General features: G+C 70.9%; 22 protein-coding genes, 1 tRNA gene and 1 pseudogene. 3 read left to right on the top strand and 21 right to left on the bottom strand.

Features of this window, described 5'->3' with window-relative positions; all coding sequences use genetic code 11:
• Positions 1 to 107: 107 nt before the first annotated feature.
• Positions 108 to 989 carry a DUF5926 family protein gene (locus tag ACWEN0_RS10150; RefSeq protein ID WP_451971185.1) on the bottom strand — a complete coding sequence of 294 codons (882 nt, stop codon included), beginning with the start codon at positions 987 to 989 and terminating at the stop codon, positions 108 to 110.
• A 53-nt stretch (positions 990 to 1,042) separates the two neighbouring features.
• Between ACWEN0_RS10150 and ACWEN0_RS10145 the strand changes: the two genes are divergently transcribed.
• Positions 1,043 to 2,209: a cytochrome P450 gene (locus tag ACWEN0_RS10145; RefSeq protein WP_451971182.1), complete on the top strand. Its 1,167-nt coding sequence runs from the start codon at positions 1,043 to 1,045 to the stop codon at positions 2,207 to 2,209.
• Between the two features lie 121 nt (positions 2,210 to 2,330).
• Here ACWEN0_RS10145 and mca read toward each other — a convergent pair whose 3' ends face one another.
• Entirely contained in the window at positions 2,331 to 3,164 is an 834-nt protein-coding gene (mca, locus tag ACWEN0_RS10140) for a mycothiol conjugate amidase Mca (RefSeq protein WP_451971179.1), read from the bottom strand.
• Entirely contained in the window at positions 3,161 to 4,507 is a 1,347-nt protein-coding gene (locus ACWEN0_RS10135; RefSeq protein WP_451971176.1) for a DHA2 family efflux MFS transporter permease subunit, read from the bottom strand. Before ACWEN0_RS10135 ends, mca begins: the two co-directional genes overlap by 4 nt.
• 95 nt (positions 4,508 to 4,602) lie before the next feature.
• On the opposite strand from ACWEN0_RS10135, the gene ACWEN0_RS10130 reads away from it, so the two are divergent.
• Positions 4,603 to 5,193, top strand: coding sequence for a TetR/AcrR family transcriptional regulator (locus ACWEN0_RS10130; RefSeq protein ID WP_451971173.1), 591 nt, complete (start codon positions 4,603 to 4,605; stop codon positions 5,191 to 5,193).
• Here ACWEN0_RS10130 and ACWEN0_RS10125 read toward each other — a convergent pair.
• The 15 genes and pseudogenes from ACWEN0_RS10125 to ACWEN0_RS10055 all read right to left on the bottom strand — a co-directional run bounded on the left by ACWEN0_RS10125 (position 5,190) and on the right by ACWEN0_RS10055 (position 21,859).
• The gene (locus tag ACWEN0_RS10125) at positions 5,190 to 6,167 is read right to left on the bottom strand and encodes a DUF4328 domain-containing protein (protein ID WP_451971170.1); all 978 of its coding nucleotides are present in this window, start codon (positions 6,165 to 6,167) and stop codon (positions 5,190 to 5,192) included. The two genes, ACWEN0_RS10130 and ACWEN0_RS10125, sit on opposite strands and share 4 nt — an antisense overlap.
• A gap of 41 nt (positions 6,168 to 6,208) precedes the next feature.
• Positions 6,209 to 6,568 carry a rhodanese-like domain-containing protein gene (locus ACWEN0_RS10120; RefSeq protein ID WP_451971168.1) on the bottom strand — a complete coding sequence of 120 codons (360 nt, stop codon included), beginning with the start codon at positions 6,566 to 6,568 and terminating at the stop codon, positions 6,209 to 6,211.
• A gap of 136 nt (positions 6,569 to 6,704) precedes the next feature.
• Positions 6,705 to 8,333, bottom strand: coding sequence for a solute symporter family protein (locus tag ACWEN0_RS10115; RefSeq protein ID WP_451971167.1), 1,629 nt, complete (start codon positions 8,331 to 8,333; stop codon positions 6,705 to 6,707).
• On the bottom strand, positions 8,330 to 8,680 hold the full coding sequence (locus ACWEN0_RS10110; protein WP_451971164.1) for a DUF485 domain-containing protein: 351 nt from the start codon (positions 8,678 to 8,680) through the stop codon (positions 8,330 to 8,332). The genes ACWEN0_RS10115 and ACWEN0_RS10110 overlap by 4 nt, the downstream gene beginning before the upstream one ends.
• Before the next feature lie 196 nt (positions 8,681 to 8,876).
• On the bottom strand, positions 8,877 to 10,667 hold the full coding sequence (locus ACWEN0_RS10105) for a sodium/solute symporter (protein ID WP_451971161.1): 1,791 nt from the start codon (positions 10,665 to 10,667) through the stop codon (positions 8,877 to 8,879).
• Between the two features lie 30 nt (positions 10,668 to 10,697).
• A complete protein-coding gene (locus tag ACWEN0_RS10100) occupies positions 10,698 to 11,225 on the bottom strand; it encodes a hypothetical protein (protein WP_451971158.1) in 528 nt (175 codons plus the stop codon).
• A 13-nt stretch (positions 11,226 to 11,238) separates the two neighbouring features.
• Positions 11,239 to 12,072, bottom strand: a complete 834-nt coding sequence (locus tag ACWEN0_RS10095; RefSeq protein ID WP_451971155.1) for a LytR/AlgR family response regulator transcription factor — start codon at positions 12,070 to 12,072, stop codon at positions 11,239 to 11,241.
• Positions 12,073 to 12,154: 82 nt separating this feature from the next.
• On the bottom strand, positions 12,155 to 13,543 hold the full coding sequence (locus tag ACWEN0_RS10090; RefSeq protein ID WP_451971152.1) for a glycoside hydrolase family 16 protein: 1,389 nt from the start codon (positions 13,541 to 13,543) through the stop codon (positions 12,155 to 12,157).
• A 117-nt stretch (positions 13,544 to 13,660) separates the two neighbouring features.
• On the bottom strand, positions 13,661 to 14,785 hold the full coding sequence (locus tag ACWEN0_RS10085) for a TetR/AcrR family transcriptional regulator (RefSeq protein WP_451971149.1): 1,125 nt from the start codon (positions 14,783 to 14,785) through the stop codon (positions 13,661 to 13,663).
• A pseudogene (locus tag ACWEN0_RS10080) lies at positions 14,786 to 16,327 on the bottom strand (long-chain-fatty-acid--CoA ligase); the annotation flags it as partial. It lies immediately after the preceding gene.
• Positions 16,328 to 16,431: 104 nt separating this feature from the next.
• The gene (locus ACWEN0_RS10075) at positions 16,432 to 17,277 is read right to left on the bottom strand and encodes a S49 family peptidase (RefSeq protein WP_451971146.1); all 846 of its coding nucleotides are present in this window, start codon (positions 17,275 to 17,277) and stop codon (positions 16,432 to 16,434) included.
• 19 nt (positions 17,278 to 17,296) lie between these two features.
• Positions 17,297 to 18,613, bottom strand: coding sequence for a sensor histidine kinase (locus tag ACWEN0_RS10070; RefSeq protein ID WP_451971143.1), 1,317 nt, complete (start codon positions 18,611 to 18,613; stop codon positions 17,297 to 17,299).
• Positions 18,614 to 18,860: 247 nt separating this feature from the next.
• Positions 18,861 to 19,721 carry an Fpg/Nei family DNA glycosylase gene (locus ACWEN0_RS10065; RefSeq protein WP_451971140.1) on the bottom strand — a complete coding sequence of 287 codons (861 nt, stop codon included), beginning with the start codon at positions 19,719 to 19,721 and terminating at the stop codon, positions 18,861 to 18,863.
• 39 nt (positions 19,722 to 19,760) lie between these two features.
• Positions 19,761 to 20,201, bottom strand: a complete 441-nt coding sequence (locus tag ACWEN0_RS10060) for a DUF983 domain-containing protein (RefSeq protein ID WP_451971137.1) — start codon at positions 20,199 to 20,201, stop codon at positions 19,761 to 19,763.
• A gap of 113 nt (positions 20,202 to 20,314) precedes the next feature.
• On the bottom strand, positions 20,315 to 21,859 hold the full coding sequence (locus tag ACWEN0_RS10055; RefSeq protein ID WP_451971134.1) for a sigma-70 family RNA polymerase sigma factor: 1,545 nt from the start codon (positions 21,857 to 21,859) through the stop codon (positions 20,315 to 20,317).
• Between the two features lie 187 nt (positions 21,860 to 22,046).
• Between ACWEN0_RS10055 and ACWEN0_RS10050 the strand changes: the two genes are divergently transcribed.
• Positions 22,047 to 22,119: transfer RNA gene (locus tag ACWEN0_RS10050), tRNA-Gly, on the top strand.
• Positions 22,120 to 22,277: 158 nt separating this feature from the next.
• Here ACWEN0_RS10050 and ACWEN0_RS10045 read toward each other — a convergent pair.
• The 3 genes from ACWEN0_RS10045 to ACWEN0_RS10035 all read right to left on the bottom strand — a co-directional run bounded on the left by ACWEN0_RS10045 (position 22,278) and on the right by ACWEN0_RS10035 (position 23,612).
• Positions 22,278 to 22,571, bottom strand: a complete 294-nt coding sequence (locus ACWEN0_RS10045) for a YiaA/YiaB family inner membrane protein (RefSeq protein ID WP_451971131.1) — start codon at positions 22,569 to 22,571, stop codon at positions 22,278 to 22,280.
• A 69-nt stretch (positions 22,572 to 22,640) separates the two neighbouring features.
• On the bottom strand, positions 22,641 to 23,039 hold the full coding sequence (locus ACWEN0_RS10040) for an Imm7 family immunity protein (RefSeq protein WP_451971129.1): 399 nt from the start codon (positions 23,037 to 23,039) through the stop codon (positions 22,641 to 22,643).
• A 33-nt stretch (positions 23,040 to 23,072) separates the two neighbouring features.
• Positions 23,073 to 23,612 (bottom strand): DUF2716 domain-containing protein, encoded by a 540-nt coding sequence (locus tag ACWEN0_RS10035; RefSeq protein WP_451971127.1) that lies wholly within the window; start codon positions 23,610 to 23,612, stop codon positions 23,073 to 23,075.
• Positions 23,613 to 23,651 lie beyond the last annotated feature (39 nt).

Genomic DNA, 23,651 nt, shown 5'->3' with positions numbered 1-23,651 from the left:
CTACCGCCGACGACCCATCCGAGCTCCGCGGCCGGACGGTGGCCGTCCCGAAGGGCTGCTCGGCGGGCGCGGCCTGCTGGGGCCTTCGGCGGGCCGCGCCCGGTGGGTCAGCGCAGGGTGAGCTGGCGGCCGATGAGGCCGTCGCGAGCGCGGCGCTCGGCGGCGTTCAGGGGTTCCGTGTCGAGGGACTTGAGGGCCGACTCGAGGCGGCCGCCCAGGGCGTCCTTCGCTTCGGCCCACTCGCGGGCGTGGGCCTCGGGGTCGAGGTCCCAGACCGGGACCAGCAGGCCGTGCGCCCGGAACGAACCGGCGTAGCGCGAGCCCTCGCCGAGGCCGAGCTCGCCCGCCGCGGACAGCCGGGCGAGGGCCTGGAGCAGCAGGTTCTCCGGCTCCGGGCGGACCCAGCGCAGGTGCGCCTTTTCGCCCGCGAGGACCCAGTAGGCGCCGTGGCCGAGGCGTTCGGTCGGCATGATCGCCGCGTTCGCGCGCTCGAGGGAGACCGCGACGTCGCCGGTGGCGTCCGCGTCCTCCGGGAGCCACCAGGCGAAGTCCTTGTGCAGCGTGACGTCGAGTTCGGCGCCCGGGCTCAGCAGGTCCTGGAGGCGGGCGTGCTCGTCGGCCTCCGGCGGGGTCGTCGTGTCCGGCACGCCGAGGACGTCGCCCTCCTTGGCGTCCAGCAGCCACTTCAGCGAACGGCCGAGGTCGCGGCTGATGTCGGACGAGCGCGTCTGCACCTGCAGGCCGAGGTAGCGCTCGCCATCCGAGCGGACGAACGCGGCCGCGGCCATCGGCAGCACCGTGCCGAGGGTGACGTCCCCGCCGTCGGCGAGGGTCAGCTTGGCCGTCGCGGACGGCACGAACTCGCGCAGCGCGATCAGCTCGGGCTCCGCCGCCAGTCCTTCGAACGGCTGGCCGACGAAGACGTCGCGCACCTTCGGCTTGCGGTCCGACGCCTGCTTGGGACCCTTCTTGCGCGCGCCCTTGCCCACTGCTGCCTCCTCTGGCTCGGTTTGAGACGCTATCGAAGGGTTAGTCTCGCGACGTGTTCGACCCCCGCGATCCCGCGTTCCTGGAAGACCCGTACCCGGCGTTCGCCGAGCTCCGTTCCCAGGGCGACGTCCACCACCACGACGAGCTCGGCTTGGCCGTCGCCGTCTCGCACGCCGCGTCTTCGGCCGTCCTGCGCCACCGCGGCCTGGGCCGGATCTGGCAGGACGCCCAGCCGCTCGAACGGTTCGCGTCGTTCAACCTGCTGCACCGCAACTCCCTGCTGGAGAACGAGCCGCCGGCGCACACCCGCCTGCGCCGCCTGATCGCGGGCGCCTTCGGCCGCGGCCACGTGCAGCGCCTGCGTCCGATGGTCGCGAAGCTCGCCGACCGGATGGTCGACGACCTCGCGGCCGCGATCGCCGCCGACGGCAGCGCGGACCTGCTGGCGCACCTCGCCCAGCCGCTGCCGGTCGCCGTGATCGCCGAGCTGCTGGGCGTGCCCGGCACCGACGGCCCGCGGATGGTCGAACTGTCCAACGCCATCGTCAAGATGTACGAGTACGGCCTGCCCGAGGAGGGCCGCGACGCCGCCGAGCTGGCGGCCGCCGAGTTCGTCGAGTACGTCCGGTCGGTGGCCTCGACCCGCGCCGAGTCGCCCGGGGACGACATCATCAGCGACCTGCTGAGCAGCGAGCTGACCCCGGACGAGCTGGTCGCGACCGCGGTGCTGCTGCTGATGGCCGGCCACGAGGCAACGGTGAACGTGCTCGGCAACGGCATCACGGCCCTGCTCACCCACCGGGACCAGTGGGAACGGCTCCTGGCGACTCCTTCCTTGCTGGATTCGTGCGTCGAAGAACTGATCCGGTTCGACGCGCCGCTGCAGCTGTTCGAGCGGACGGCGACCGAGGACGTGTCGATCTGCGGGTATGTCGTCTCGGAGGGGCAGAAGATCGGCGCGCTGCTGGGTGCCGCCGCCCGCGATCCGAAGGTGTTCGACGCGCCGGACACCCTCGACATCGGACGGACGCCGAACGCGCACCTCGGGTTCGGCCTGGGGATTCACTACTGCGTGGGCGCTCCTCTCGCTCGGGTGGAGATCGCCGCCGCGTTGAGCGCGCTGGCGGCGAAGCTGCCGGGTCTGCGACTCGCCGAGACTCCGCGGCGACGGCCGGAGTTCGTCATCCGCGGGCTGCGGGAGCTGCGGGTCACCGCGTAGGCCGGATCCGGCGTGAGCCGAGCCCGAACTCGCGTGATTGGACGGGCATCTCGCGTGATTGGACGGGCATCTCGCGTGATTGGGGAGGCATCACGCGTGATTGCGGGGTCGACACGGTGGGTCATGGGGTTACTCCGGCGAACAGGTCGGTTTCCAGGTCTGGGCCTGGGACCGGGCAGGCTCGGTGGTAGTCCTCGTGGGGCCAGACTTCGCGTTCGATGTCGCGGGAGTGGGCGAAGAACGGGTGGGCCGGGTCGACCTGGGTCGCGTGGGCCAGGAGGGCGCGGTCGCGGGTGCCGAAGTACTCCTCGCAGCGGATCTTCGTGGTGGTCGTCAGGGTGTCGGGTGGGAGCTCGGCGAGGACGTCGGCCATGGAGGACTCGAGACCGGCGGCCAGGGTCGCGTCGTGCAGGGCTTTGAACCAGGCCCGGCTCAGAGTTGCCTGGTAGTACAGCTTTTGGACCCGCCAGGGTTCGCCGGTTCCCGGGTAGCGGGCCGGGTCGGCCGCCGCGTCGAAGGCTTCGAGCGTGACCTCGTGGGTGCGGATGTGGTCCGGGTGGGGGTAGCCGCCCGTTTCGTCGTACGTGATCACGACGTGCGGGCGGAACTCGCGGATCAGCGCCACCAGCGGAGCGGCCGCTTCGGACAGCGGGAGCGTGGCGAAGGAGCCCTCGGGCAGTGGCTCGCTCATGCCCGAGTCGGCCATGCCGAGGAAGCGCTGGCGGACGCCCAGGATCCGGGCCGCCGCGGCCATCTCGCGGCGACGGATCGCCGGCAGGTCGGCGAGGGTTTCGGGGGTGTCCAGGGCCGGGTTCAGGATGTCGCCGCGCTCGCCGCCGGTGCAGGTGGCGACCAGGACGTCGACGCCTTCGGCCGCGTAGCGGGCGAGCGTGGCCGCGCCCTTGCTGGACTCGTCGTCGGGGTGTGCGTGGACGCTCAGCAGGCGGAGGGTCACCGGGTGCTCCTCGGGGGGTAGAAGGCTGCGGGAATCAGGGTCAATGCGGATATCGCGAGTGCCCACGTGAACGTCATGCCGAAGGCGCTGGGGCCCGCCGCCTTCGTGAGTTCACTGTGGAGGATCGCGGCCAGCAGGGCCGTGCCCAGCGAGCCGCCGATCCGGTTGATCACGTTGAACGCGCTCGCCGCCCGCGGGATGCGGGACCGCTCCAGCGAGCCGTACAGCGTGGTCATGCCCGGGGCGGTCGCCGCGCCGAGCCCGGCGCCACGGACGACCAGGGACAAGGTCAGCAAGACGCCACTCGGTGCCGAACCGAGCTGGGTGAACGCGATGGTGCCCAGCAGGGACAGGCCGATCCCGGCCAGCATCATCCGGCGGGCGCCGAACCGGGCCAGGAGCCGGCCGCCCGCCAGCATGACCGCCGCCGAGCCGACGGCCTGCGGAGCGAGCAACAGCCCGGCTTCCAACGCGCTCGCGTGCGAAACCTGTTGGTAGTAAAGGGGAAGCAGCAACATCGAGCTGTACAGTGACGCACCCAGCAGAAAAGTGCTCACGCTGGCGACCGTGAAACCCTTGTCGCGGAACAACTTCAGGTCGAGGATCGCCGACGGCGTCCGGGCCGCGTGGACGCCGTACGCGACCAGCAGGACAGCCCCAGCCAGCCAAGCGACGAGCACACCTTCGGCCAAGCCGTAGACGAACGCGCTCAGCCCCGGCGAAAGCAGGAGGATCCCGCGGACGTCGAGCGGTGCGCGGACGCCGCCGGGCGACGGCGCCGGGAGCAACCGCCGTGCGAAGACGAACGTCGCCACGCCCAACGGGACGACGCCGAAGAACATCCACCGCCAGCCGAGGCCGGCCACCAGGACACCGCCGAGCATCGGGCCGAGCACCGGCGCCACCGTGGCCGGCAGCGTGATCACGCCGATCATGCGGCCCAGCGCCGGGCCCGCCTCCTGCGCGAACACCGCCTGCCCGACCGGCTGCATCAGCCCGCCGCCCAGGCCGTGCAGCACCCGGAACGCGATCAGTGCCGGCGCCGACCAGGCGAACCCGCACAACAGCGTGCCGGCCGTGAAGACCGCCACCGCCGCCAGCCACACCGCGCGGCCGCCGACGCGGTCGGTCAGCCAGCCCGACAACGGGATCGCCGCCGACGCGGCCAGCAAATACGCGCTGGCCACCCACTGCACCGTCGGCAGCGGACTGCCCAGGTCACGGGCGATCGAGCCGATCCCGACGGTGACGATCGTCGCGTCGAGGATCGACAGCACCGCGCCCATGATCAGGACGCCGCCGAGCTTCCACAACGCCGCGTCGGGACGGATCGCCGTCGTCATGCCCTCCCCCGTTCATTAGGTCGAACCTCAGATTAGGTCCAACCCATCTACTAGGTCAAGCACAAACTTGGGTCCGACCCAGTAGAGTGACGTCCATGAGCGAGGGACTCCGGGCCCAGAAGAAGCACGAGACCAGGAAGAACATCTCCGACGTCGCGACGAAGCTGTTCATTCGCGAGGGCTTCGAGGACGTGACGATCGCGGACATCGCGGCCGCGGCGCGGGTCGCCAAGATGACCGTGACGAACCACTTCCCGCGCAAGGAGGACCTGGTCTTCGACATCCGCGCGGACTTCGCGGCCTGGCCCGCGAACCTGATCCACGACAGCGTCTTCCACGACACCCGCGAGCTCTACTTCGAAGCGCTGGGCGCCGAGCACGCGCTGGTCGGGTTCTCCGGCCAGGGGTTCGCGCGCATGATCAAGGACAGCCCAGTCCTGACGAACGCGTTGCACGAAATGCACCGCGAGCGCGAGGCAGCGTTGACGCACCTCCTCATCCGGCGCCATCCGGAGCAGGGCCTCGAGCCGGTACTCGCCGCCGCCCACCTCGCGACGGTGCTGCGCGTGCTCTTCCAGGAGGTCTTCGACCGGACGCTCGAGAACGAGAAGCAGATCTCCGATGCGGTGTGGCCCGCCGCGGAACAGGCCTTCGACCAGCTGGAACCGGTCTTCGGCAGGTACTAGCGGGCGGCGCCGGACGGCCGCGCGGTGCGCAGCTCGGGCTCCGGGGCACCCGCCACCTTGAGGACGCGCATCGAGCGCACGACGCGAGCGTCGGACGGCGCCAGCAAAGCCGAGAATCGCCGCACGACCAGGGCGGTCACCACCGCCAGCAGCGCCGCCGACAGGTCGGTCAGCGCGACGAGGACGACGCTGTCGGCCATCGCCTGCACGTCGTCGCGGAAGCGCCAGACGATCGTGACGCCGAGCAGGATCCAGTTCAGCAGCCAGGCGCCCCACCACACGAGGACCTGGCGCGACGGCTTCGGCCGGACGTCGCGCGGGCGACCCAGCACCGCGTGCTCCAGCTCGCCGACGATCGACAGGGCCATCGGCAGGTTCGCGATCGGCACGAGGACGCCGACCAGCACCTGCCAGAGCGGCCGCGGCGGGTCGTCGCCCGAGACGTCCGCGGCGGCCCGGCGCGCGACCAGCAGCCACCAGACCGACAGTCCGGCGGGCAGCAGCGCGAGGATCGAGGCCAGCAGGCCGGCAGTGAGCACGAAGCCGTCGGAGAACGCGACGACCGAGCGGTTCAGCGCGGACTCCCGGCCCTGGACGAGCAGCACGTACCGCCAGATCTCCGCGCCGGCGGCCACGACGGCGAGGACGGCGAACGCGAAGAGGATGCCGAGCAGGCTCCGGCTGAGCACCGGCACGCGGTCGATCGGGCGGACCTCGTCCGACGCCGTGCCGGGCACGGACGTCGGGCGGCGCCAGACCAGGTTCGGGAAGCCCCAGCGCGGCGGCACCGGGTACGACGGCGGTCCGAGGTACCGCTCGGGCGGCGTCACCCGCCGGCGCGGCCACGCGCCCGGGGGCGGGGTCGCGACCCAGCGCAGCTTCGGCCGGTGCAGGGGACGGCGGTGGTACGGGTACGGCTCCGGCTGGGCGGCCGGCGCCCGGCCCTGCAGCTGCTGGGCGTTCGGCGGCGGCACCTGGCGCGGCCAGTACCCAGGAGGCGGACCCGGCTGCAAGGCTAGATCACTTCGGGGTCGATGCCGGGGTGCTCGCCGACCATCGGCCGGCCTTCACGCTGCCACGCGCCCATGCCGCCGGCGACGTTCACCGCGTCCCAGCCGCTCTGGTTCAGCCACGCCGTCGCGCGCGCGGACCGGCCGCCGCTGCGGCAGATCACGTGGATCGGCTGGTCGTCGGGCAGGTCGGTCAGCTCGCCGACGCGGGCGGGCAGCTCCCCCATCGGGATGTGCACGGCGCCGGGCGCGTGCCCGGCGGCCCACTCGTCGTCTTCGCGGACGTCGAGCAGGACGAGGCCGTCCTTGGGCAGGTCGCGGACCTCGGCGGTCGGCAGTTCAGCAGGGCTCACCACGGTCTCCATGCTGCCATGCGAGGGCGTTGCCCGCGCGTGAGGTGGGATCGGCCGGGCATCACGTGTGATTGGGGAGGCATCACGCGTGATTGGAGGGGCGACACGGCGAAGGGCCCTCCCGTGCGGGAGGGCCCTTCGCGGACCGCTAGTGCGTGACGGCTTTTTCGGCGCCCGCGCCGGTCAGCGCGCGGACCTCCATCTCCGCGTACTTCGCGTTGTTGCGTTCCTTCGACAGGACCGTGCCGAGCCAGCCGAGCAGGAACGCGGCCGGGATCGAGACCAGGCCCGGGTTGTCGAGCGGGAACCAGTGGAAGTCGACGCCCTGGATCATCGACGCGCTCTTGCCCGTCTTCGGGTCGACCGGCTTGCCGGAGACCGCCGGCGAGAACACGATCAGCACGATCGTGACGACCAGGCCGCCGTAGATCGACCACAGCGCGCCCTGGGTGTTGAACCGCTTCCAGAACAGCGAATACAGGATCGTCGGCAGGTTCGCCGACGCCGCCACCGCGAAGGCGAGCGCGACCAGGAACGCCACGTTCTGGGACTTCGCCAGGATGCCGCCCGCGATGGCCAGCGCCCCGATCACCAGCGCCGTGATCCGGGCGACCCGGACCTCGCCGCCGGTGGAGATCTGGCCCTTCTTGATCACGTTCGCGTACACGTCGTGCGCGAAGGACGCCGACGCCGTGATCGTCAGGCCCGCCACCACCGCGAGGATCGTCGCGAAGGCGACCGCGGAGATGAACCCGAGCAGCACCGGGCCGCCGAGCTCCAACGCCAGCAGGGGCGCGGCCGAGTTCGTCGTGCCCGGGGCCTTCGCGATCTTTTCCGGCCCGACGATCGCGCCCGCGCCGTAGCCGAGCACCAGCGTGAACAGGTAGAACACGCCGATCAGCACGATCGCCCAGACCACCGAGCGGCGCGCGTCGCGCGCGGTCGGCACGGTGTAGAAGCGCATCAGGACGTGCGGCAGGCCCGCGGTGCCGAGGACGAGCGCGATGCCCAGCGACAGGAAGTCGAGCTTCGTCGTGCCCGTCTTGCCGTACTGCTTGCCCGGGTCGAGCAGCGCCGCGCCGCCCTTGCCGCCCTTGTCGACGGCGGCCTGGAACAGGTCGGACAGGCTGAAGCCGTACTTGCCGAGCACCCACAGCGTCATCGCGAACGCGCCGACGATCAGCAGCGCGGCCTTGATGATCTGCACCCAGGTGGTGCCCTTCATGCCGCCGATCAGCACGTACAGGATCATGATCACGCCGACGACGGCGATCACCAGGTCCTGGCCCGCTTCCCCGGAAATGCCGAGCAGCAGGTTGACCAGACCACCGGCGCCCGCCATCTGCGCGAGCAGGTAGAAGAACGAAACGGCCAGCGTCGAAATCGCGGCCGCCGCGCGCACGGGCGTCTGCTTCATGCGGAACGCCAGGACGTCGCCCATCGTGAACTTGCCGGTGTTGCGCAGCAATTCCGCGACGAGCAGCAGCGCGACGAGCCACGCGACCAGGAAGCCGATCGAATAGAGGAAGCCGTCGTAGCCGTTGACGGCGATCGCGCCCGCGATGCCGAGGAACGACGCCGCCGAAAGGTAGTCGCCGGAAATCGCGATGCCGTTCTGCGGGCCGGTGAACGCGCGGCCGGCGGCGTAGTAGTCCGACGCCGTCTTCGTGTTGCGGCTGGCCCGGAACACGATCACCAGCGTGATCGCGACGAAGACCAGGAAGATGATGATGTTGAGGGTGGAGTTGCTGCCTTCCACGCCCGCGGCGAGGCTCATTTGCCGGGCTCCCCTTCGATCTGCGCGCGGATCTCGTCGGCCACCGGGTCGAGCTTCCGGTTGGCGTAGCGCACGTACAGCCCGGTGATGACGAACGTCGACACGAACTGCAGCAGGCCGAAGACCAGGCCGACGGTGATGTTGCCGAACAGCTTCGTGCTCATGAACCCGTGCGCGTAGTCGGCCAGGATGACGTACAGCAGGTACCAGAGCAGGAACAGCGCGGTCATCGGGAACACGAACACCCGCAATCGCCGGCGCAGGTTCGTGAATTCGGGACTCCCCTGGATCCTCTCCCAGTCGGTCTGCGGCTCCGCGCCACCGACGTCTTGTTCGGTGCTGCTCACAGCGGATCTCCACCTTCCCGTTCTCGTACTGGCCGTACTGTTTGAAGCCAACGGACCGTAAAGAGTTAACGGCGTAGTTGGTAAGCCCCCAATCGGGCGCTTGACGATCAGTAGAAAACCACCAGCAGATTCGCGAGCGATGTCCGTTTAGCAGACCGAAACTCACTCGATCAGGTAAAGAATTTCTGACGGACCGTCACTTCCGGTGGCGGCCTCGGCCGGCCATCCGCGTCTTTTCCTCGGCCTGCCCGAACCGCGCGACCGCCCGGTCGCGCATGAACCCGAGCGGGTCCGGCGCGTGCAGCCGCAACATGATGTCGTGGACGTGGTCCGGGCGCCCGTAGCCGGTCACCCGGCTGACCAGGTACGTCGTGACGAACGCAGCCGGCACGGTGATCAGGGCGGGCTGGGTGACGAACCACGGCGCCCAGCCGCCGGTGTAGCCGCTCACGATGTTGGTCACCAGCGCGGCCAGCACCAGGCCGCCGCCGACGAACATCCCGGCCAGCGCACCCGGCCAGGACAGCTTCCGCCACCAGATGCCGAGCACCAGCAACGGGCTGAACGTCGACGCGGCGAGCGCGAACGTCAGCCCGATCGACAGCGAGATGTCCTCGGGCCGCAGCGCGACCGCCAGCGCGATGGGCAGCAGCGCGACCAGCAGCGTCGCGACGCGGAAGTCGCGCACCCGCCCGGGCAGCAGGTCGGTCGACACCACCCCGGCGACGCTCACCAGCAGCCCGGACGTGCTGGAGAGGAACGCCGCGAACGCGCCGGCGGCGGTGACCGCGCCGAGGATCTGCCCGCCGACCCCCGGCAGCATCGCCGAGGGCAACCGCAGGATCGCCGCGTCCGTCTTGCCGGTGACCAGCAGCTCCGGGACGTACATCCGGGACAGCGCGCCCAGCAGCGTCGGGAACAGGTAGAACAGGCCGAGCAGCAGCAGGACGTGCACGGTGGTGCGGCGCGCGGCCTTGCCGTCGGGGTTGGTGTAGAAGCGGACCAGCACGTGCGGCAGGCCCATCGTGCCGAGGAACGTCGCGAACATCAGCGAGTACGTCTGCAGCAGGTCGGTGAGGCTGCCCGACGCCGGATGCAGCCAGTTCGCGTTGTCCGCGCTCGCGTCGCTGACCACCGGGACGGGCGTGCCGGCCAGGAACTTCAGCTTCGTGCCTTCGGACACCTGGTGCGGCGCCAGCGGGGTCCAGTGCGTCGGCCCGGCCGCCGGACCGTTGTCGGTGCGGCCGTACGCGTAGAGGAAGGTGTCCGAAGTGACGTGCAGGGTGACGTCGGTCTGGACGTCCACTGTGGTGTCGCTGGTGAACACCGGCGGCGCGGCCGCGCCGAGCGGGCGGAAGCCGTCCGGGCCGCCGCCGGCGAAGAAGACCATGCACAGCACGAACGCGGGCACCGAGATCGCGAACAGCTTGAGCCAGTACTGGAAGGCCTGGACCACGGTGATCGCGCGCATGCCGCCGGCGATCACGTTGAACGCCACCACGACCATCACGGCGACCGCGCCGGCCCACACCGGCACCGGCAGGATCGTCGCGAGCGTCAGGCCGGCGCCCTGCAGCTGCGGGACCATGTAGAGGATCCCGATGAACACGACGAACGCCGTCGAGAACCGGCGCAGGCCCTTCGATCCCAGCCGCATCTCGACGAAGTCGGGCAGCGTGTACGCGCCGGAGCGCCGCAGCGGCGCGGCGACGAAGAGCATCAGCGCGAGGTAGCCCGCGGTGAAGCCGATCGGGAACCAGAGGGCGTCGGCGCCGTCCTTGAGCACGATCCCGGCGATGCCGAGGAACGACGCCGCGGACAGGTACTCACCGGAGATCGCGGCGGCGTTGCGGCGCGACCGGACGGTGCGCCGGGCGACCAGGAAGTCGTGCGTGCTCGTGGCCGAACGCGAAGAGCGGTGACCGAGGAAGAACGTCACCACGGCGACCAGCACGATGCCGGTCAAGGCCCACGGGTTCAGCTGCACGGGGGAATCCTCGCACGACTCGGTGCGAAACTAGTTTTCGATCATGTCCACGAACGCGCGTTCGTTGCGCTCGGCCAGCCGGTTGTACCAGATGCCGACCCCGAACAGGAACGGGAACGGCAGCACGCCGAGGATCAGCCAGGCCACCGGGATGCCGAGCAGGCTCAGCCGGGAGAACCCCGGGACGACGTAGAACAGCACCGGCAGCGAGCCGAACACGACGACGACGAGCCCCGCGAGCAGCAGGGCCGTCCTCAGCTGCACCTTCACCAGGTGGTCCCGCACGAGCAGTTTTCCCCAGCTGGTCTGCTCTTCCAGCTCGACGCGGGCGCGCAGGGTGCCGGCGCCGCGGCGCGGGTCGGCGAGGATCACTCGCTCCCGCTTGGGTTTCGCGTGGTGCTCCGGCTTCGGCGGCGGCTCGGCGTCCGGGGCGGGCGGCAGCGACTCGACGACGGCGCGCTCGGTCGGCTGCGGCAGCGGCCGGCTGACCCGCCTGCCGAGCGTCGGGTCGGGTTCGCGCACGCCGTTCGCGCGGCGGTCGTAGAAGTCGTCGGTCATCGCCGGTCCCGGCTCAGCCGTTCCGGCCCGAACCGACCAGCCGGTCCTTCAGCGCGCGGGTGTGCCGCCGGCTCACCGGCAACACCTTCTCCTCGTTGCCGATCACGACCTGGTAGCCGCCCTGGCCCATGCGCAACTCGGTGATCAGCGGCAGCGCGACGAGGAACGACCGGTGGATCCGGACGAACCCGGCCTTCTCCCACCGCTCCTCGAGCTGGGCGAGCGGGATGCGGACCAGGTGGCTGCCTTCGGTGGTGAACAACCGTGCGTAGTCGCCCTGCGCTTCGACCCAGCGGACCGACGAGCGCGGGATGAGCTTGGTGGTGCCGGCCAGCTCGACCGGGATGACCTCGTCGTCGTTCTTCACCGGCTCGCCGCCGAGGCCGCCCGGGGCGGGTGCCGCCGCCGAGGCCAGCTTCTCGATCACGCGGGAGATCGCGCGGTCGAGGCGATCCTGCTGGTAGGGCTTCAGCACGTAGTCCAGCGCGCCGAGGTCGAAGGCGTTGACCGCCTCCTCCGCGTGCCCGGTGACGAACACGAGCGCGGGCGACGGCCGGAGCGCGGCGAACACGCGCGACATCTCCATGCCGGAAAGGCCGGGCATGTCGATGTCCGCGAAGACGGCGTCGACGATCGGCAGGCCGCGGTCCTTGCGTTCGCGTAGCCTCGGGTCGTCGGTGGACAGCAGGCGCAGTGCCTCGGACGCGTCGATGGCCGGGAACACCTTGGCCACGTGCGGGCTGTTGCGCAGGCAGTGGACGAGTTCGTCCAGACCTCGAGGCTCGTCGTCCACAGCCAGGACCACGAGCTTCCGGGTGTCATCGTGAGCACTCACAGTGAAACGCATCCTGCCCATTGCCGAGTGCAATGTCCAGCCCCCGTCCGCCTGATGTGGGGAGACCCGCGGCCGGGGCCGCGGGTCCCTCGTCTCAATGCACGAAGGTGAACCAGTTGAGGTTCACGAAGTCGGCGGGCTGGCCGCTCGTGAACGTCAGGTACACGTTGTGCACGCCGGTCACCGCGCCGATGTTCGCCGGGACGGTCCGCCAGCTCTGCCAGCCACCCGTGTTGCCCACGGCGAAGCTGCCGACGGGCGCGTTCGACCGGCTGTCCAGCCGCACCTCGACCAGCCCGGTCACGCCGGACGCCGCGCCGGACGCGACCCGCGCCTGGAAGTTCGTCGCCGCGCTGCCACCGAAGTCGACGTTGGGGTAGAGCGCCCAGTCGCCGTTGGCCGCCCAGCCGACGTCCAGGCCGCCGCCGGTGTCGGACGTCGCCTCCGTGGCGAGCCCGGACTGCTGGCTGTACGACTCGGCCTGGATGGTGCTGTACGCGCTGGTCCCACCGCCGGGCGGGGTGGTCGTCGGCGGCGTCGTGGTGCCGCCACCACCGCGCGTGGTCACCGTGACGTAGTCGACGACCATCGGGCGGCCCGGCACGATCCCCGGCCCCGGCGTGGTCGTGCCGGAGTTGTTGTTGGGGAACGCGCCGCCGATCGCGACGTTCAGCAGCACGAAGTAGCCCTGGTGCGTGGTCATGTTCGCCCAGGTCGTCGCGTCGACCTGGTTCTGGCTGACCGAGTGGAACTGCTGGCCGTCGACGAACCAGCGGAACACCTGCGGGCTGACGCTCGCGTCCCATTCGAAGCGGTAGGTGTGGAAGGCCGACTGGCAGCTGCTGCCGGGGCAGGCCCGGTTGGCGGGCAGGCCGGTCGTCTCGTTGCACGGGCCACCCGGGTTGACGCCGCAGTGGAGGACGCCCCAGACGGAGTTGATCCCGTTGACGTTCTCCATGATGTCGAACTCGCCGATGGCGGGCCAGTTCCAGTAGTTGCCGCGGTAGGGCCCGCCGAGGGCCCAGAACGCCGGCCAGTAGCCGAGCGCGGCCGCGCCGGTGACGTCCGGCATCTGGATCCGGCTCTCGATCCGCATGATCCCGCCCGCGGGCGGCTTGAAGTCCGTGCGCTGGGTTTCGATGCGGGCCGACGTCCAGTTGCCGGCGCCGTCGCGCAACGGCGTGATGCGGAGGTTCCCGGCACCGTCCTGGGCGAGGTTCGCCGTGCCGGCGGTGTAGTTCTGGATCTCGCCGGTGCCCCAGTTCGCGGGGCCGCCGGGGTAGGCGTGGCCGGTGTCGATGATCCAGTTCGCGCCCGAGGGAAGGGTGCCGGAGCCGCCGGTGAAGTCGTCGGCGAACACGGTGGTCCAGCCCGAGTCGGGCGGCGGGATGGACGCGTCGGCGGGCAGGGTGAGCGGGATGGCGATGAGCGCGGCGCCGAGCACCGCGCCGAGGGTGAGGAGTCTTCGGGAGAGGTGGGGCATCGGAACGACCTCCTTGTCGAGCCGGATTTGTTGCGGGTCACAACAAAGCCCGTCGACAAGGGGACCCGACGACTCGCGGTGATCGCCAGACCCGTTACCCGACAAGAGTGATACAGGTCACAAAGTCTGCCCGGAAGTACTCAAACCGGACAGTCCCAGCAGAGCCGATCCGATCGCGACGACCGCGTCCTCGACACCCGGCAGCGTACGCAGGTGCGGCGTCCGCGCGACGTCGTTGACCACGGTGAGCGCCGCTTGGACGCGCACACGGGCGACATCGGCGCCGACGTCCGGGTGGACGTCGAGGAGCAGCCCGGCCCAGGCTTGGACGTACTCGCGCTGGGTGCGGCGCAGCTCGTGCCGCTGCGGTTCCGGCAGCAGGCCGACCTCGGTGATCAGCAGGTCGACGACGTCGTGGTGGGCCAGCGAGTAGGCGGCGTACGACCGCAGCAACGCGGGTAGCGAAGCCGTCTTCAGGCCCTCGCCGAGTGCGTCGGCCCCGATGCGCAGGGCCGTCATCAGCAGTTCGGCCTTGCTCCCGAAGTGGTGGTAGACGCTCGGCCCGGCGATCCCGGCCGCCGCGCCGACCTCCTCGATGGCGACGCTGTCGAAGCCGCGCTCGGCGAACAGCCGGGTCGCGGTCGTCAGCAGCAGCTCACGCCGGTTCGCGGGCTCGGCGACCGGCTCGGCGGCGCGTTCGCCCAGGTCCGGCAGATCGACGGCGGTGACCGCCGTGGCCAGGGACGTCATCAGCTCGTCGTAGGCCGGGCGCGGCAGGTCGACGCGCTGGAAGGAGACGCTGACCAGCACTGCAAGCACCGCCCAGCCGAGCAGGTCGGCCTGGTCGTGGCTCAGCTCGCGACGCCCGTCGCGCAGCAGCCCGGCGAGCCACCGGGCCTGCCGCCGCAACGGTTCGCCGACGCGGCGGCGAACGCCGGGCTCGAGGTGGCGGGACTCGCGCTGCCACAGCACGCCGACGTCGCGCCGGTCGAGCGTGCCCGCCGCCAGACCGGCGAGGTCGGGGGCGGTGAGCGCGCTCAGTGCGTCCCGCACGACCTCGGCGAGCAGCTCCTGCTTGCCGCGGAAGTGCCGGTACAGCGCGGACGGCCCGATCGCGACGGCCTCGGCGATGTCGCCCATCGCGACGTGCGGGTAGCCGCGGCGGACGAACAGCCCGGCGGCGGCCGAGACGATCAGCGCGCGGCGGTTGCGCGGCCGGGTGCCGCGGGCGGGTGCGGACACTCAGTGGACCCCGCGGTCGCCGTCGGCCCAGTGCTGCTTCCGCAGTTCGCGTTTGAGGATCTTGCCCGCGCCGGACATCGGGAGCGCGTCGGCGAACTCGACCGTGCGCGGCACCTTGTAGCCCGCGATCGCCTCGCGGCAGAAGTCGCGCAGCTCGTCGCCGGTCGCTTCGTGGCCGTCGAGCAGCACGACGACGGCGTGCACCCGCTCACCCCACTTGTCGTCGGGCACGCCGATCACCGCGCACGCGGCCACGGCCGGGTGCTTGGCGAGGGCGTTCTCCACCTCGGCGGAGTACACGTTCTCGCCGCCGCTCACGATCATGTCCTTGATCCGGTCGACGACGAAGACGTAGCCGCGCTCGTCCATGTAACCGCCGTCGCCGGTGTGCATCCAGCCGCCGCGCAACGCCGTCGCCGTCTCCTCGGGCCGGTTCCAGTAGCCGAGCATGACGTGGTCGCCGCGGCAGACGATCTCGCCGACCGTGCCGCGCGGCACCTCGACGTCCTCGGGGTCGACGATCCGGACCTCGGCGTGCGGCGCGGCCCGGCCGGCGGCGCGGCGCAACGCGGGGTCGTCGTGGTCCTCGGTCGACAGCAGCGTCGCGACCGGCGACAGCTCGGTCATGCCGTACGCCTGCACGAAACCCGCGCCGGGGAACACCTTTCGCGCGCGCTCGAGCACCGCTTCGGAGATCGGCGAAGCGCCGTAGACGACGTGGGCCATCGACGTCAGGTCGTGGTTCGCGACGTCCGGGTGGTCGACGAGCAGCTGGATCATCGTCGGCACCAGCAGGGTGTCCGTGACGCCCTGGCCGCTGATCGCCTCGAGCACGCCGGGCGGGGTGAACATCGGGACGATCACGTGCGTCGAGCCGACGAGCTGCCCGGCCGCCCAGGCGGCGCCGTCAGCGAGGTGGAACATCGGCGCGGCGTGGAGCAGCTTCCCGCGCGCGGTCAGGAACCGGCCGGTGGCGAGGCTGCCCAGCGCGGAGGTCAGCAGGTTGCGGTGGCTGAGCATGACGCCCTTGGGCGTGCCGGTGGTGCCGCCGGTGTAGTAGACGCCGAGCAGGTCGTCGCCCCCGCGGCGCGCGTCCTCGACCGGCTCGGCGCCGGCGACGAGGTCCTCGTAGCCGAGCATCCCGTCCGGCGTCGCCGCCTCGCCGATGTGGACGACGGTGGTCAAACCGGCTTCGAGCTTCGGCACCACCGGGGCGAAGGCGTCGTCGACGAGCAGCACGCGCGTGTCGGACTCGGTGAGCGAGTAGGCGATCTCCGCCGGGCTCCAGCGGATGTTGATCGGGTTGAGCACGGCGTTCGCCCACGGCGTGGCCAGCAGGTACTCGTGGTAGCGGTCGGAGTTGAGGGCGAGGATGCCGACGCGGTCACCCTCGCCGACGCCGAGCTCCTTGAGCGCCCCGGCGAACCGGGCCACGCGATCCGCGCTCTCGGCGACGGTCCGGACACGGTCGCCGAACACGGTCAGCGGACGGTCCGGCCCCTGCTGCACGGCCTGGTGGAGGGTCTGCGTGAGGTACATCCGCCGCTCCTTTGCGGTCCGGTTTCCCTAGCGCCGGTTCACATAGCCTAGCGAAAATTCACTTAGGCGACCAGACCTCGGCGGCCGGAAGCCGTCGAGGGAAGGGGTCAGAGACCGAAGCGGGACCAGGCCGCCTTCTGGGTCACCGCCTCCAGCACTGCCGATGCCGCGGCCGGGGCGCCGATGCCCAAGCGGGCCAGCAGGGCCTTCTTCGGCTCGGCCACCGAGATCTCCGCGTCCGGGTAGCGCTCGGTGACGATCTGGCGGAGGCTGCCGACGCCGTTGATCAGGCCGAGTTCCGCCGCCTTCGCGCCCAGCCAGACGTCGCCCGTGAAGAGGTCCTCCGTGTCCGTCAGGCGGTCGCCGCGGCGGTCCTTGACCCAGTTCACGAACAGCTCGTGGAGCTGGGCGTGCATCTTCTTCAGCCACTCGACGTCTTCGGGCTTCTCCGGCGAGAACGGGTCGAGGCGCGACTTGTTGGCGCCCGCCGTGTGCAGGCGGCGTTCGATGCCGAACCGCTCCAGCAGGCCGGTGAACCCGAAGCCGCCGCTGATCACGCCGATCGAGCCGACCATCGACGTGCGGTGCGCGTAGATCTCGTCGGCCGCGCAGGCCAGCCAGTAGCCGCCGGACGCGGCGACGTCCTCGCAGAAGGCCAGCACCGGGACGTTCTTCTCGTCGGCCAGCTGCCGGATCCGCTCGGCGACCAGGCCGGACTGCGTCGGCGCGCCGCCCGGCGAGTTGATCAGCAGGGCGACCGCCTTCAGCCGCTCGTGGCCGAAGGCGCGGGTCAGGGCCGATTCGACGGCGGCCAGGTTGATCGCGCCCCGGCCCAGCGGCGACGGCGACGGCGTGATCACCCCGTGCAGCTTCACCACGGCCACGACGTCTTTGCGCTCGACGCGGTCGGCGAGCACCGGGATCCGCGAAGCCAGCTTGTCGGTAACGCTCATACCGCCAGGCTAGCGGGATTCAGCCCATGGGGAGGATGCCGGAGCGCGAGCCGTTGACGCCGTTCACCTCGCTGCCGTTCAGCTGGGCCGGACCGCCCTGGGCCGGGACGTCCGCCTCGGCGTCGGCGCTGTAGTCCGGCATGTTCGGCCGGACGCCCGGGACGAACTTGGGCACCCGCAGCGTCACCTTCATGCCGGCGCCCGGCGCGGTCTCGACCATCACCGCGTAGTCGCTGCCGAAGACCTGCTGCATGCGCTGGCTGATGTTGCCGAGCCCGACGTGCGCGCCGGTGCTGTGCGCGTTCTTGACGTCCCGCAGCCGCCGCGGGTCCATCCCGATCCCGTCGTCCTCGACGCTGATCAGCGCCTCGGTGCCGTGGTCCTGCGCGATCACCGTGACGCAGCCGCCGCTGGGCTTGCTGGCCAGTCCGTGCTTGACCGCGTTCTCCACCAGCGGCTGGATGATCAGGAACGGCACGACGACGCTGAGCACCTCGGGCGCGATCTTCATCCGCACCTCGAGCCGGCCGCCGAAGCGGGCGTTCTCGATGGTCAGGTAGCGGTCGATGTTGCGCAGCTCCTCGGCGAGCGAGGTGAACATGCCCGACGTCCGGAACGAGTAGCGCGTGAAGTCGGCGAAGTCCTGGAGCAGCTCTCGCGCCTCTTCGGGGTCCGTGCGGATCAGCGCGGAGATCGTGTTGAGCGCGTTGTAGACGAAGTGCGGCGAGATCTGCGCGCGCAGCGCCTTGATCTCGGCCTGCTGGAGCTGCTGCTTCGACTCGTCGAGCCGGGACAGCTCGAACTGCGTGCAGACGAACTGGGCGACCGCGTCGGCCATCTGCACCAGCCGGCCCCGGGTGCGGCCGACGACGATGAGCGCCGCCTCCGTCTCGCCCTCGACCAGCAGCGGCACGATGACCGCGGTCTTCATCCGGCAGGTGCCGCGGTGGTTGCACGGCATCCGGTCGTGCGCGACGACCTCGCGGCGGTGCTTGCGGATGGCCGCGCCGATCGCGTCGACGAGGTCGACATAGTGCTCGTTCGCTTCGCCGTCCCAGGACAGCAGCGTGCCCTCGCTGTCGGTGATGCCGACGGCGACGCAGTCCAGCATCTGCAGCAGCTGGGTGGTGATCTTGTCGGCGGCGTCCTCGTCCAGGCCGGAACGGAGGTTCGGCGCGGCCTTCGACATCCGGTGGACGGCCTGCAGCATGGCGTCCTCCACCACGCTGGCCGGCTTGCGCTGTTTCACGAGCAGCACGATCACCACGATGCCGAGCAGCACCGCGACACCCCACGGAATGATCTGCGCAAGCGGAAACCCGGACACGGCGTCCATGCTCTGCGCTCGACCAACCGGGTGCAAGGCCTGTTCCCACTTTCTGTCCAACTGTGATGACCGAGGGTTGAGGCGACCCTACCGAGAGTCGGAACCAGGGCCTCACGGTCACTGTCCGCAACACGCGGCGGGGGCTCGCTGTTCCACCCGTTCCGACGAAAGTGGCAGGCAGACCGCGATTTTCCCGCCGGCGGTCACGCGGTCGGCGACGCCCGGCGCAGCACGTGCGGCCGAACGGGCGAATCTGCTACTTGAGCAGCCGCGACATCCGGCGGTCGGCGAGTGGCTTGCCGCCCGTCTGGCAGGTCGGGCAGTACTGGAACGACTTGTCGGCGAAGGAGATCTCGCGGATCGTGTCGCCGCAGACCGGGCACGGGAGGCCGGTGCGCGCGTGGACCCGCAGACCCGAGCGCTTCTCCCCCTTCAGCCGCGCCGCCTTCTGGCCGACCGAGCGCTCGACGGCGTCGGACTCGATCTCGATGATCGCCTCGGCCAGGGTCTCGAGGGCGCCTTCGTCGAGCTTGCCGATCGTCGCGTACGGCGAGAGCTTCGCGCGGTGCATGATCTCGTCGGAGTAGGCGTTGCCGATGCCGGCGATCAGCGACTGGTCGGTCAGCGCCCACTTGAGCCGGGTGTTCTTGCCGGCGAACAGCTCCCGGAGCTGGGCGGCGTCCAGGGAGAGGGCGTCCGGGCCGAGGCGCGCGACGCTGGAAATCTCCTGCGGGTCCTTCACGATCCACACCGCGAGGCCCTTCTTCGTGCCCGCTTCGGTGAGGTCGAACCCGGGCCCCGTCGCGGACTCGAGGTGCACGCGCAGCGAGATCGGGCCCTTGCCCGGCTTCAGCGGCGCCGCGGCCAGGCCGTCGGACCAGCGCAGCCAGCCCGCGCGGGCCAGGTGGACGACCAGGTGCAGGTCACCGGCGACGACGTCCAGGTGCTTGCCGTACCGGGTCGCCGCGGTGATCTCCCGGCCGTGCAGGTCGGTCCACGGCGGGGTCGCGGTCTTCAGGACGCTCAGCGATGCGACGTCGATGCGGAAGATCGTCCGGCCGACGGCGTTCTCGCGCAGGTAGTGGGCCAGTGCTTCGACCTCGGGCAGCTCGGGCATGTCCCCAGTTTCACCCCTTCGGCCGCATTCCGGTACTCGCTATTCGACCGGGTGCAGCGGCCCGTCGAAGTCCGGCAGCGAGTGCCGCTGGATCGTCTTGGAGATCTTCTTGACCTCACCCTGCACGGTGAACATGCCGCGGATGGTGCCGACCCAGCGCTCGGACGGCCGGTCGCCGGTCAGGTCGCCCTCGGTCTCCGCGACCACCGTCCACGGCCGGCGCAGGATCCACCGCAGCGGGAAGAACAGCACCACGAGCAGCAGCGCCAGCAGCACCCACGCGGGGACGTTGACCTGGTCCGGCGTCCACACCACCAGGATCACGGCCAGCAGCGCGGTCACCACGATCATCGCGATCCCGGGGCCGTAGCTCCCGGCGACGTCGTGCTCGAAGTCGTCGGCCGTCGCCGGTGCGCGCCATTCCATCTGGGCACGGACCACCCAGTCGCGGCCGTCTTCGCCGCGTACCAGCCGGTTCATTCAGTTGCCTCCAGGGCCGCCCGCAGGGTGAGCAGCACAACGGTACCGTGCGCGGGCTCCGCCGCGCGAGGGAGGAATCGGACATCCCGCCCGGCGAAGTTGATCACCGCAGCTCAGGGTGCCGACGAGCCGGTCGGGGTCGAATCGGTCGATTCGCTCGAACCAGTGACTTCGGACGTGCTGCTCGGGCACGGTTTCCCGGACGTCGGCGTCACGGACGTGGACGGCTCGGTGGTCTCCGGATCGTCGCCCGTCGGCTCGGGCTTGCCGGGCGCGGTCGTCGTCGTGGTGGTCGGGCGGCCGGACGGCGACAGCTCCGGCGAATCGGCGCTCCCGGCCGTGCTCGACTCCGTCATCCGGGTGCTGGTCGTGTCCAGCCGCGGCGACGTCGACGAGTGGTCGGGCGTGCTGAAGGTCGTCGACGACAGGTCGTCACGCGGGGTCACCCCGCTCGTGCCGCCCGGGTCCGTCCCGGTCCCGGTGTCCCCGGCGGGACCACCGCCCGCGGGCAGGCCACCGGGCACCTCGTTCGCCGCCAGGTGCCGGGACTCGGCGCGCGGCCGGACCGACGCGACCGCGCCGGTGCCGCGGCCGTTCAGCACGCCGATGCCGATGCGCGGGTCCTGCTGCGGCTGCGGGGGCGGCTGGTGGTGCGTCTCCGACGGCGGCACGACGACCAGCTCGGGCGCCCCGCCGGTCAGGCCGACGTCCTGCGCCGGCGACGTCCCGAACAGCACCGGACCGGCCGCGACGCCGACGGCGCCCACGGCCGCGGTCGACGCCAGCGCGAGCCCGACCTTGACCTTGGAGCCGACCAGCACACCCTTGATCGTCGCGCCGAGCCCGGCCAGCAGCCCGCTGCCGCTCGCCGCCGCCCCGGCGGCCGGCACCAGCAGGACCAGCACCCCGGCGTGCGCCCGCAGCGACGAACAGACGTCGCGCAGCTCGTCCTGGGTCGCGCGGCACGACGAGCAGCCGTGCAGGTGCGCCTTGATCCGCTCCGCCTCGGCGCCGGTGACGCTGCCCGCGGTGAACCCGCCCAGCTTCTCGACGACCGCGCGGCACGAATCCGGCCCGCGGTTCACCGAAAGGTGTGCCTGCAAGTACGCCGCGCGGAGGCCCTGACGGGCACGCCGGGCCAGCGCGGCCGTCGCGTTCGCGCTCAACCCGAAGTGCGTCGCGACCATCGCGGGCTGCTCGCCCTCGACCTCGGTCTGCCACAACACCGTGCGCCAGCGCTCGGGCAGGCTCGTGAACGCGGTCGTGATCAGCGTGTGCTCGGCCGTGCGGGCGTGCGTGTCCGCCCCCGCCCCGGCGCGGAAGGTCAGCTCGTCGTCGGAAACCGGGACGTCCCGGCGGGCGCCGTGCCACTCCCAGGAGACGCGGCGGGCGACCGTGAGGAGGTAGGCGCGGACGTAGTCTCTCGGGCCCGAACCACGGCGCAGAGCCTGGAGCACGCGGAAGAACGTCTCCGCGGTGATGTCCTCGGCCTCGGACCGGTCGGCCGCCAGGCTCTGCGCGAGCCGGCGGACGGCGGCGGCGTGCAGCTCGAACAGCTCCCCGAACGCGGCGTCTTCGCCGTTTCGAAGTCGCTGCAGCAGTGCCTGCTCGTCGGATTCCGAGGCCGCTGGTGGCGGCACCGTGCCCAGCTCGGTCATCCGGCCCGGCACCTCCTCCCCGAAGGTCTCCCCATTCGGTCGAATGGGGACACCATACGGAGGGATCCAGCCGTCGTCACCCCTTGTACGCCAGCTGTGACACCGAAGCACCGGGTCAGGGCACTGCGGGACCCGCTCATCGGAGCGGTTTCGGGAGGGTATAGAGTGTTCTCAACAGCAACGCGGTGCGGATGTAGCGCAGCTGGTAGCGCATCACCTTGCCAAGGTGAGGGTCGCGGGTTCGAATCCCGTCATCCGCTCGAGTGCGAGAGGGCCGTATCGGCAGAAAACGTCGATACGGCCCTCTCGCCATTTCACCCGGGGACCCGAGCCCCCACGATGTCTCGGCCAGGCATCGCGTGATCACCGTCACAATCGATCTTCTTTCAGGGATCCCACCTGTTCGGGTGATGCTTGCTCACACGGCGGGGGTCTTGAAGGGATCGTGCTCGGCGAGGAGCTTGTCGAGGCGGGCCTGGTCGACGCGGGAGACCACCGATGTCTCGTCCTGTCTGTCCCGCACGCACTTGGCGAGCGTGAACGTCGAGGTCACCAGGTACAGGGCGCCGAGGGCGAGGAAACCGCGGATCCAGCCGTCGACCGGCAGGTACGCGATGCCGCCGATGACCGCCGCCATGGCCAGGCCGAACGAGAGCGCCGCCTGGATGTAGAAGGCCGTCGTGGTGGGGGACGTGGTTCCGGATTTGGTCATGTGACCACGGTCTCGTCCGGGCCGCCCGCGTGTCTTGAGCAGGACTACTCAGGCGCGGTTGCGATCGGGCTACAGCTCGTAGACGTCGAGGACCGTCGGCGCAACCGGCGTCAGGTGCGGGTCTTCGCGCTCGGTCACCTGGCCGCGGGCCATGCGGTAGACGCGGAACTCGTTGTCGTGCTCGGTGTCCTGGTCATCCCACACGTGGAGCAGGCCGTACGAGCCCGCCGCCAGCTCACCGACCCTGGTGAAGAGGTCGAGGAGCTCGAGGCCGGGGCCACCGTGCTTGTCGAAGCCCGCGATGTGGAGCATCGGCATGCCTTCGCTCCACCTGAGGTCGATCAGGTCGAAGGCACCCGCGTCGCGGACCGCGCGGTGCACGCGGTCGACCAGGCGCTCCAGCAGGGCCGGGTCGTCGTCGCCGCTGGTGGTCGCCTGGATGGTCACCCAGCCGTGATACTCGAACACCCGCAGAACGGTAGCAAGAGATCAACCACGGGCTCAGCGGGCCAGCGCGGACGGCTTCCCGTCACGGCGCAGGACGTTCGTCAGCACGCCTTCGCCGTGCTTCTCGAACGCCGGCACGAGCTTGTCGCCGAACACGCAGAGCGTGCGCTCCCACGGGTGCCCGAGCGTGCCGAACGAGAAGTCCGACGCCAGGAACAGGTGGTAGTCCGCACGCGGGAAGACCGGCACCGGCCAGCGCGCGCCCGGGGTCATCAGGTGCGGGCGGACGCGGTAGGACTGGTGCTGCCAGTGCAGCGCCCACAGCCAGTCGTCCGGGCCGCAGACCTCGCGGAACGCCGCCAGCGCGATCGCCGCGACCTGGTGCTCTTCGACGGCGTACGGGCCCAGGCGGAACTCGGCCGAGGCGCGGTCGAGGTCGCCGGGCGAGAGGTCCCAGGTCCGCGACGGCGCGGGCTCGCGGAAGCCCGGCCAGGCGTGGGCGTAGGTGCTCGGCCAGAACGCCAGCTTGTCGTAGACCCAGTACCAGGCCGGTTCGTCGGCGACGCGGGAGACAGCTTCCCAGGCAGCATTCACTGTTACGACCTCTGACTTGGCCGGGCACGGAAGAACACG

The sequence above is a fragment of the Amycolatopsis sp. NPDC004378 genome (genome assembly GCF_053602455.1).
This window is presented reverse-complemented; position numbering and strand designations above follow the sequence as displayed.

Excerpts from the sequence above, each read along its gene's own strand:
- ACWEN0_RS10055 (WP_451971134.1), bottom strand. The coding sequence starts at position 21,859 with ATGACCGAGCTGGGCACGGTGCCGCCACCAGCGGCCTCGGAATCCGAC.
- ACWEN0_RS10090 (WP_451971152.1), bottom strand. The coding sequence starts at position 13,543 with ATGCCCCACCTCTCCCGAAGACTCCTCACCCTCGGCGCGGTGCTCGGC.
- ACWEN0_RS10065 (WP_451971140.1), bottom strand. The coding sequence starts at position 19,721 with ATGCCCGAGCTGCCCGAGGTCGAAGCACTGGCCCACTACCTGCGCGAG.
- ACWEN0_RS10100 (WP_451971158.1), bottom strand. The coding sequence starts at position 11,225 with ATGACCGACGACTTCTACGACCGCCGCGCGAACGGCGTGCGCGAACCC.
- ACWEN0_RS10120 (WP_451971168.1), bottom strand. The coding sequence starts at position 6,568 with ATGGAGACCGTGGTGAGCCCTGCTGAACTGCCGACCGCCGAGGTCCGC.
- ACWEN0_RS10075 (WP_451971146.1), bottom strand. The coding sequence starts at position 17,277 with ATGAGCGTTACCGACAAGCTGGCTTCGCGGATCCCGGTGCTCGCCGAC.
- ACWEN0_RS10070 (WP_451971143.1), bottom strand. The coding sequence starts at position 18,613 with ATGGACGCCGTGTCCGGGTTTCCGCTTGCGCAGATCATTCCGTGGGGT.
- ACWEN0_RS10095 (WP_451971155.1), bottom strand. The coding sequence starts at position 12,072 with ATGCGTTTCACTGTGAGTGCTCACGATGACACCCGGAAGCTCGTGGTC.
- ACWEN0_RS10135 (WP_451971176.1), bottom strand. The coding sequence starts at position 4,507 with ATGACGACGGCGATCCGTCCCGACGCGGCGTTGTGGAAGCTCGGCGGC.
- ACWEN0_RS10060 (WP_451971137.1), bottom strand. The coding sequence starts at position 20,201 with ATGAACCGGCTGGTACGCGGCGAAGACGGCCGCGACTGGGTGGTCCGT.
- ACWEN0_RS10115 (WP_451971167.1), bottom strand. The coding sequence starts at position 8,333 with ATGAGCCTCGCCGCGGGCGTGGAAGGCAGCAACTCCACCCTCAACATC.
- ACWEN0_RS10045 (WP_451971131.1), bottom strand. The coding sequence starts at position 22,571 with ATGACCAAATCCGGAACCACGTCCCCCACCACGACGGCCTTCTACATC.
- ACWEN0_RS10130 (WP_451971173.1), top strand. The coding sequence starts at position 4,603 with ATGAGCGAGGGACTCCGGGCCCAGAAGAAGCACGAGACCAGGAAGAAC.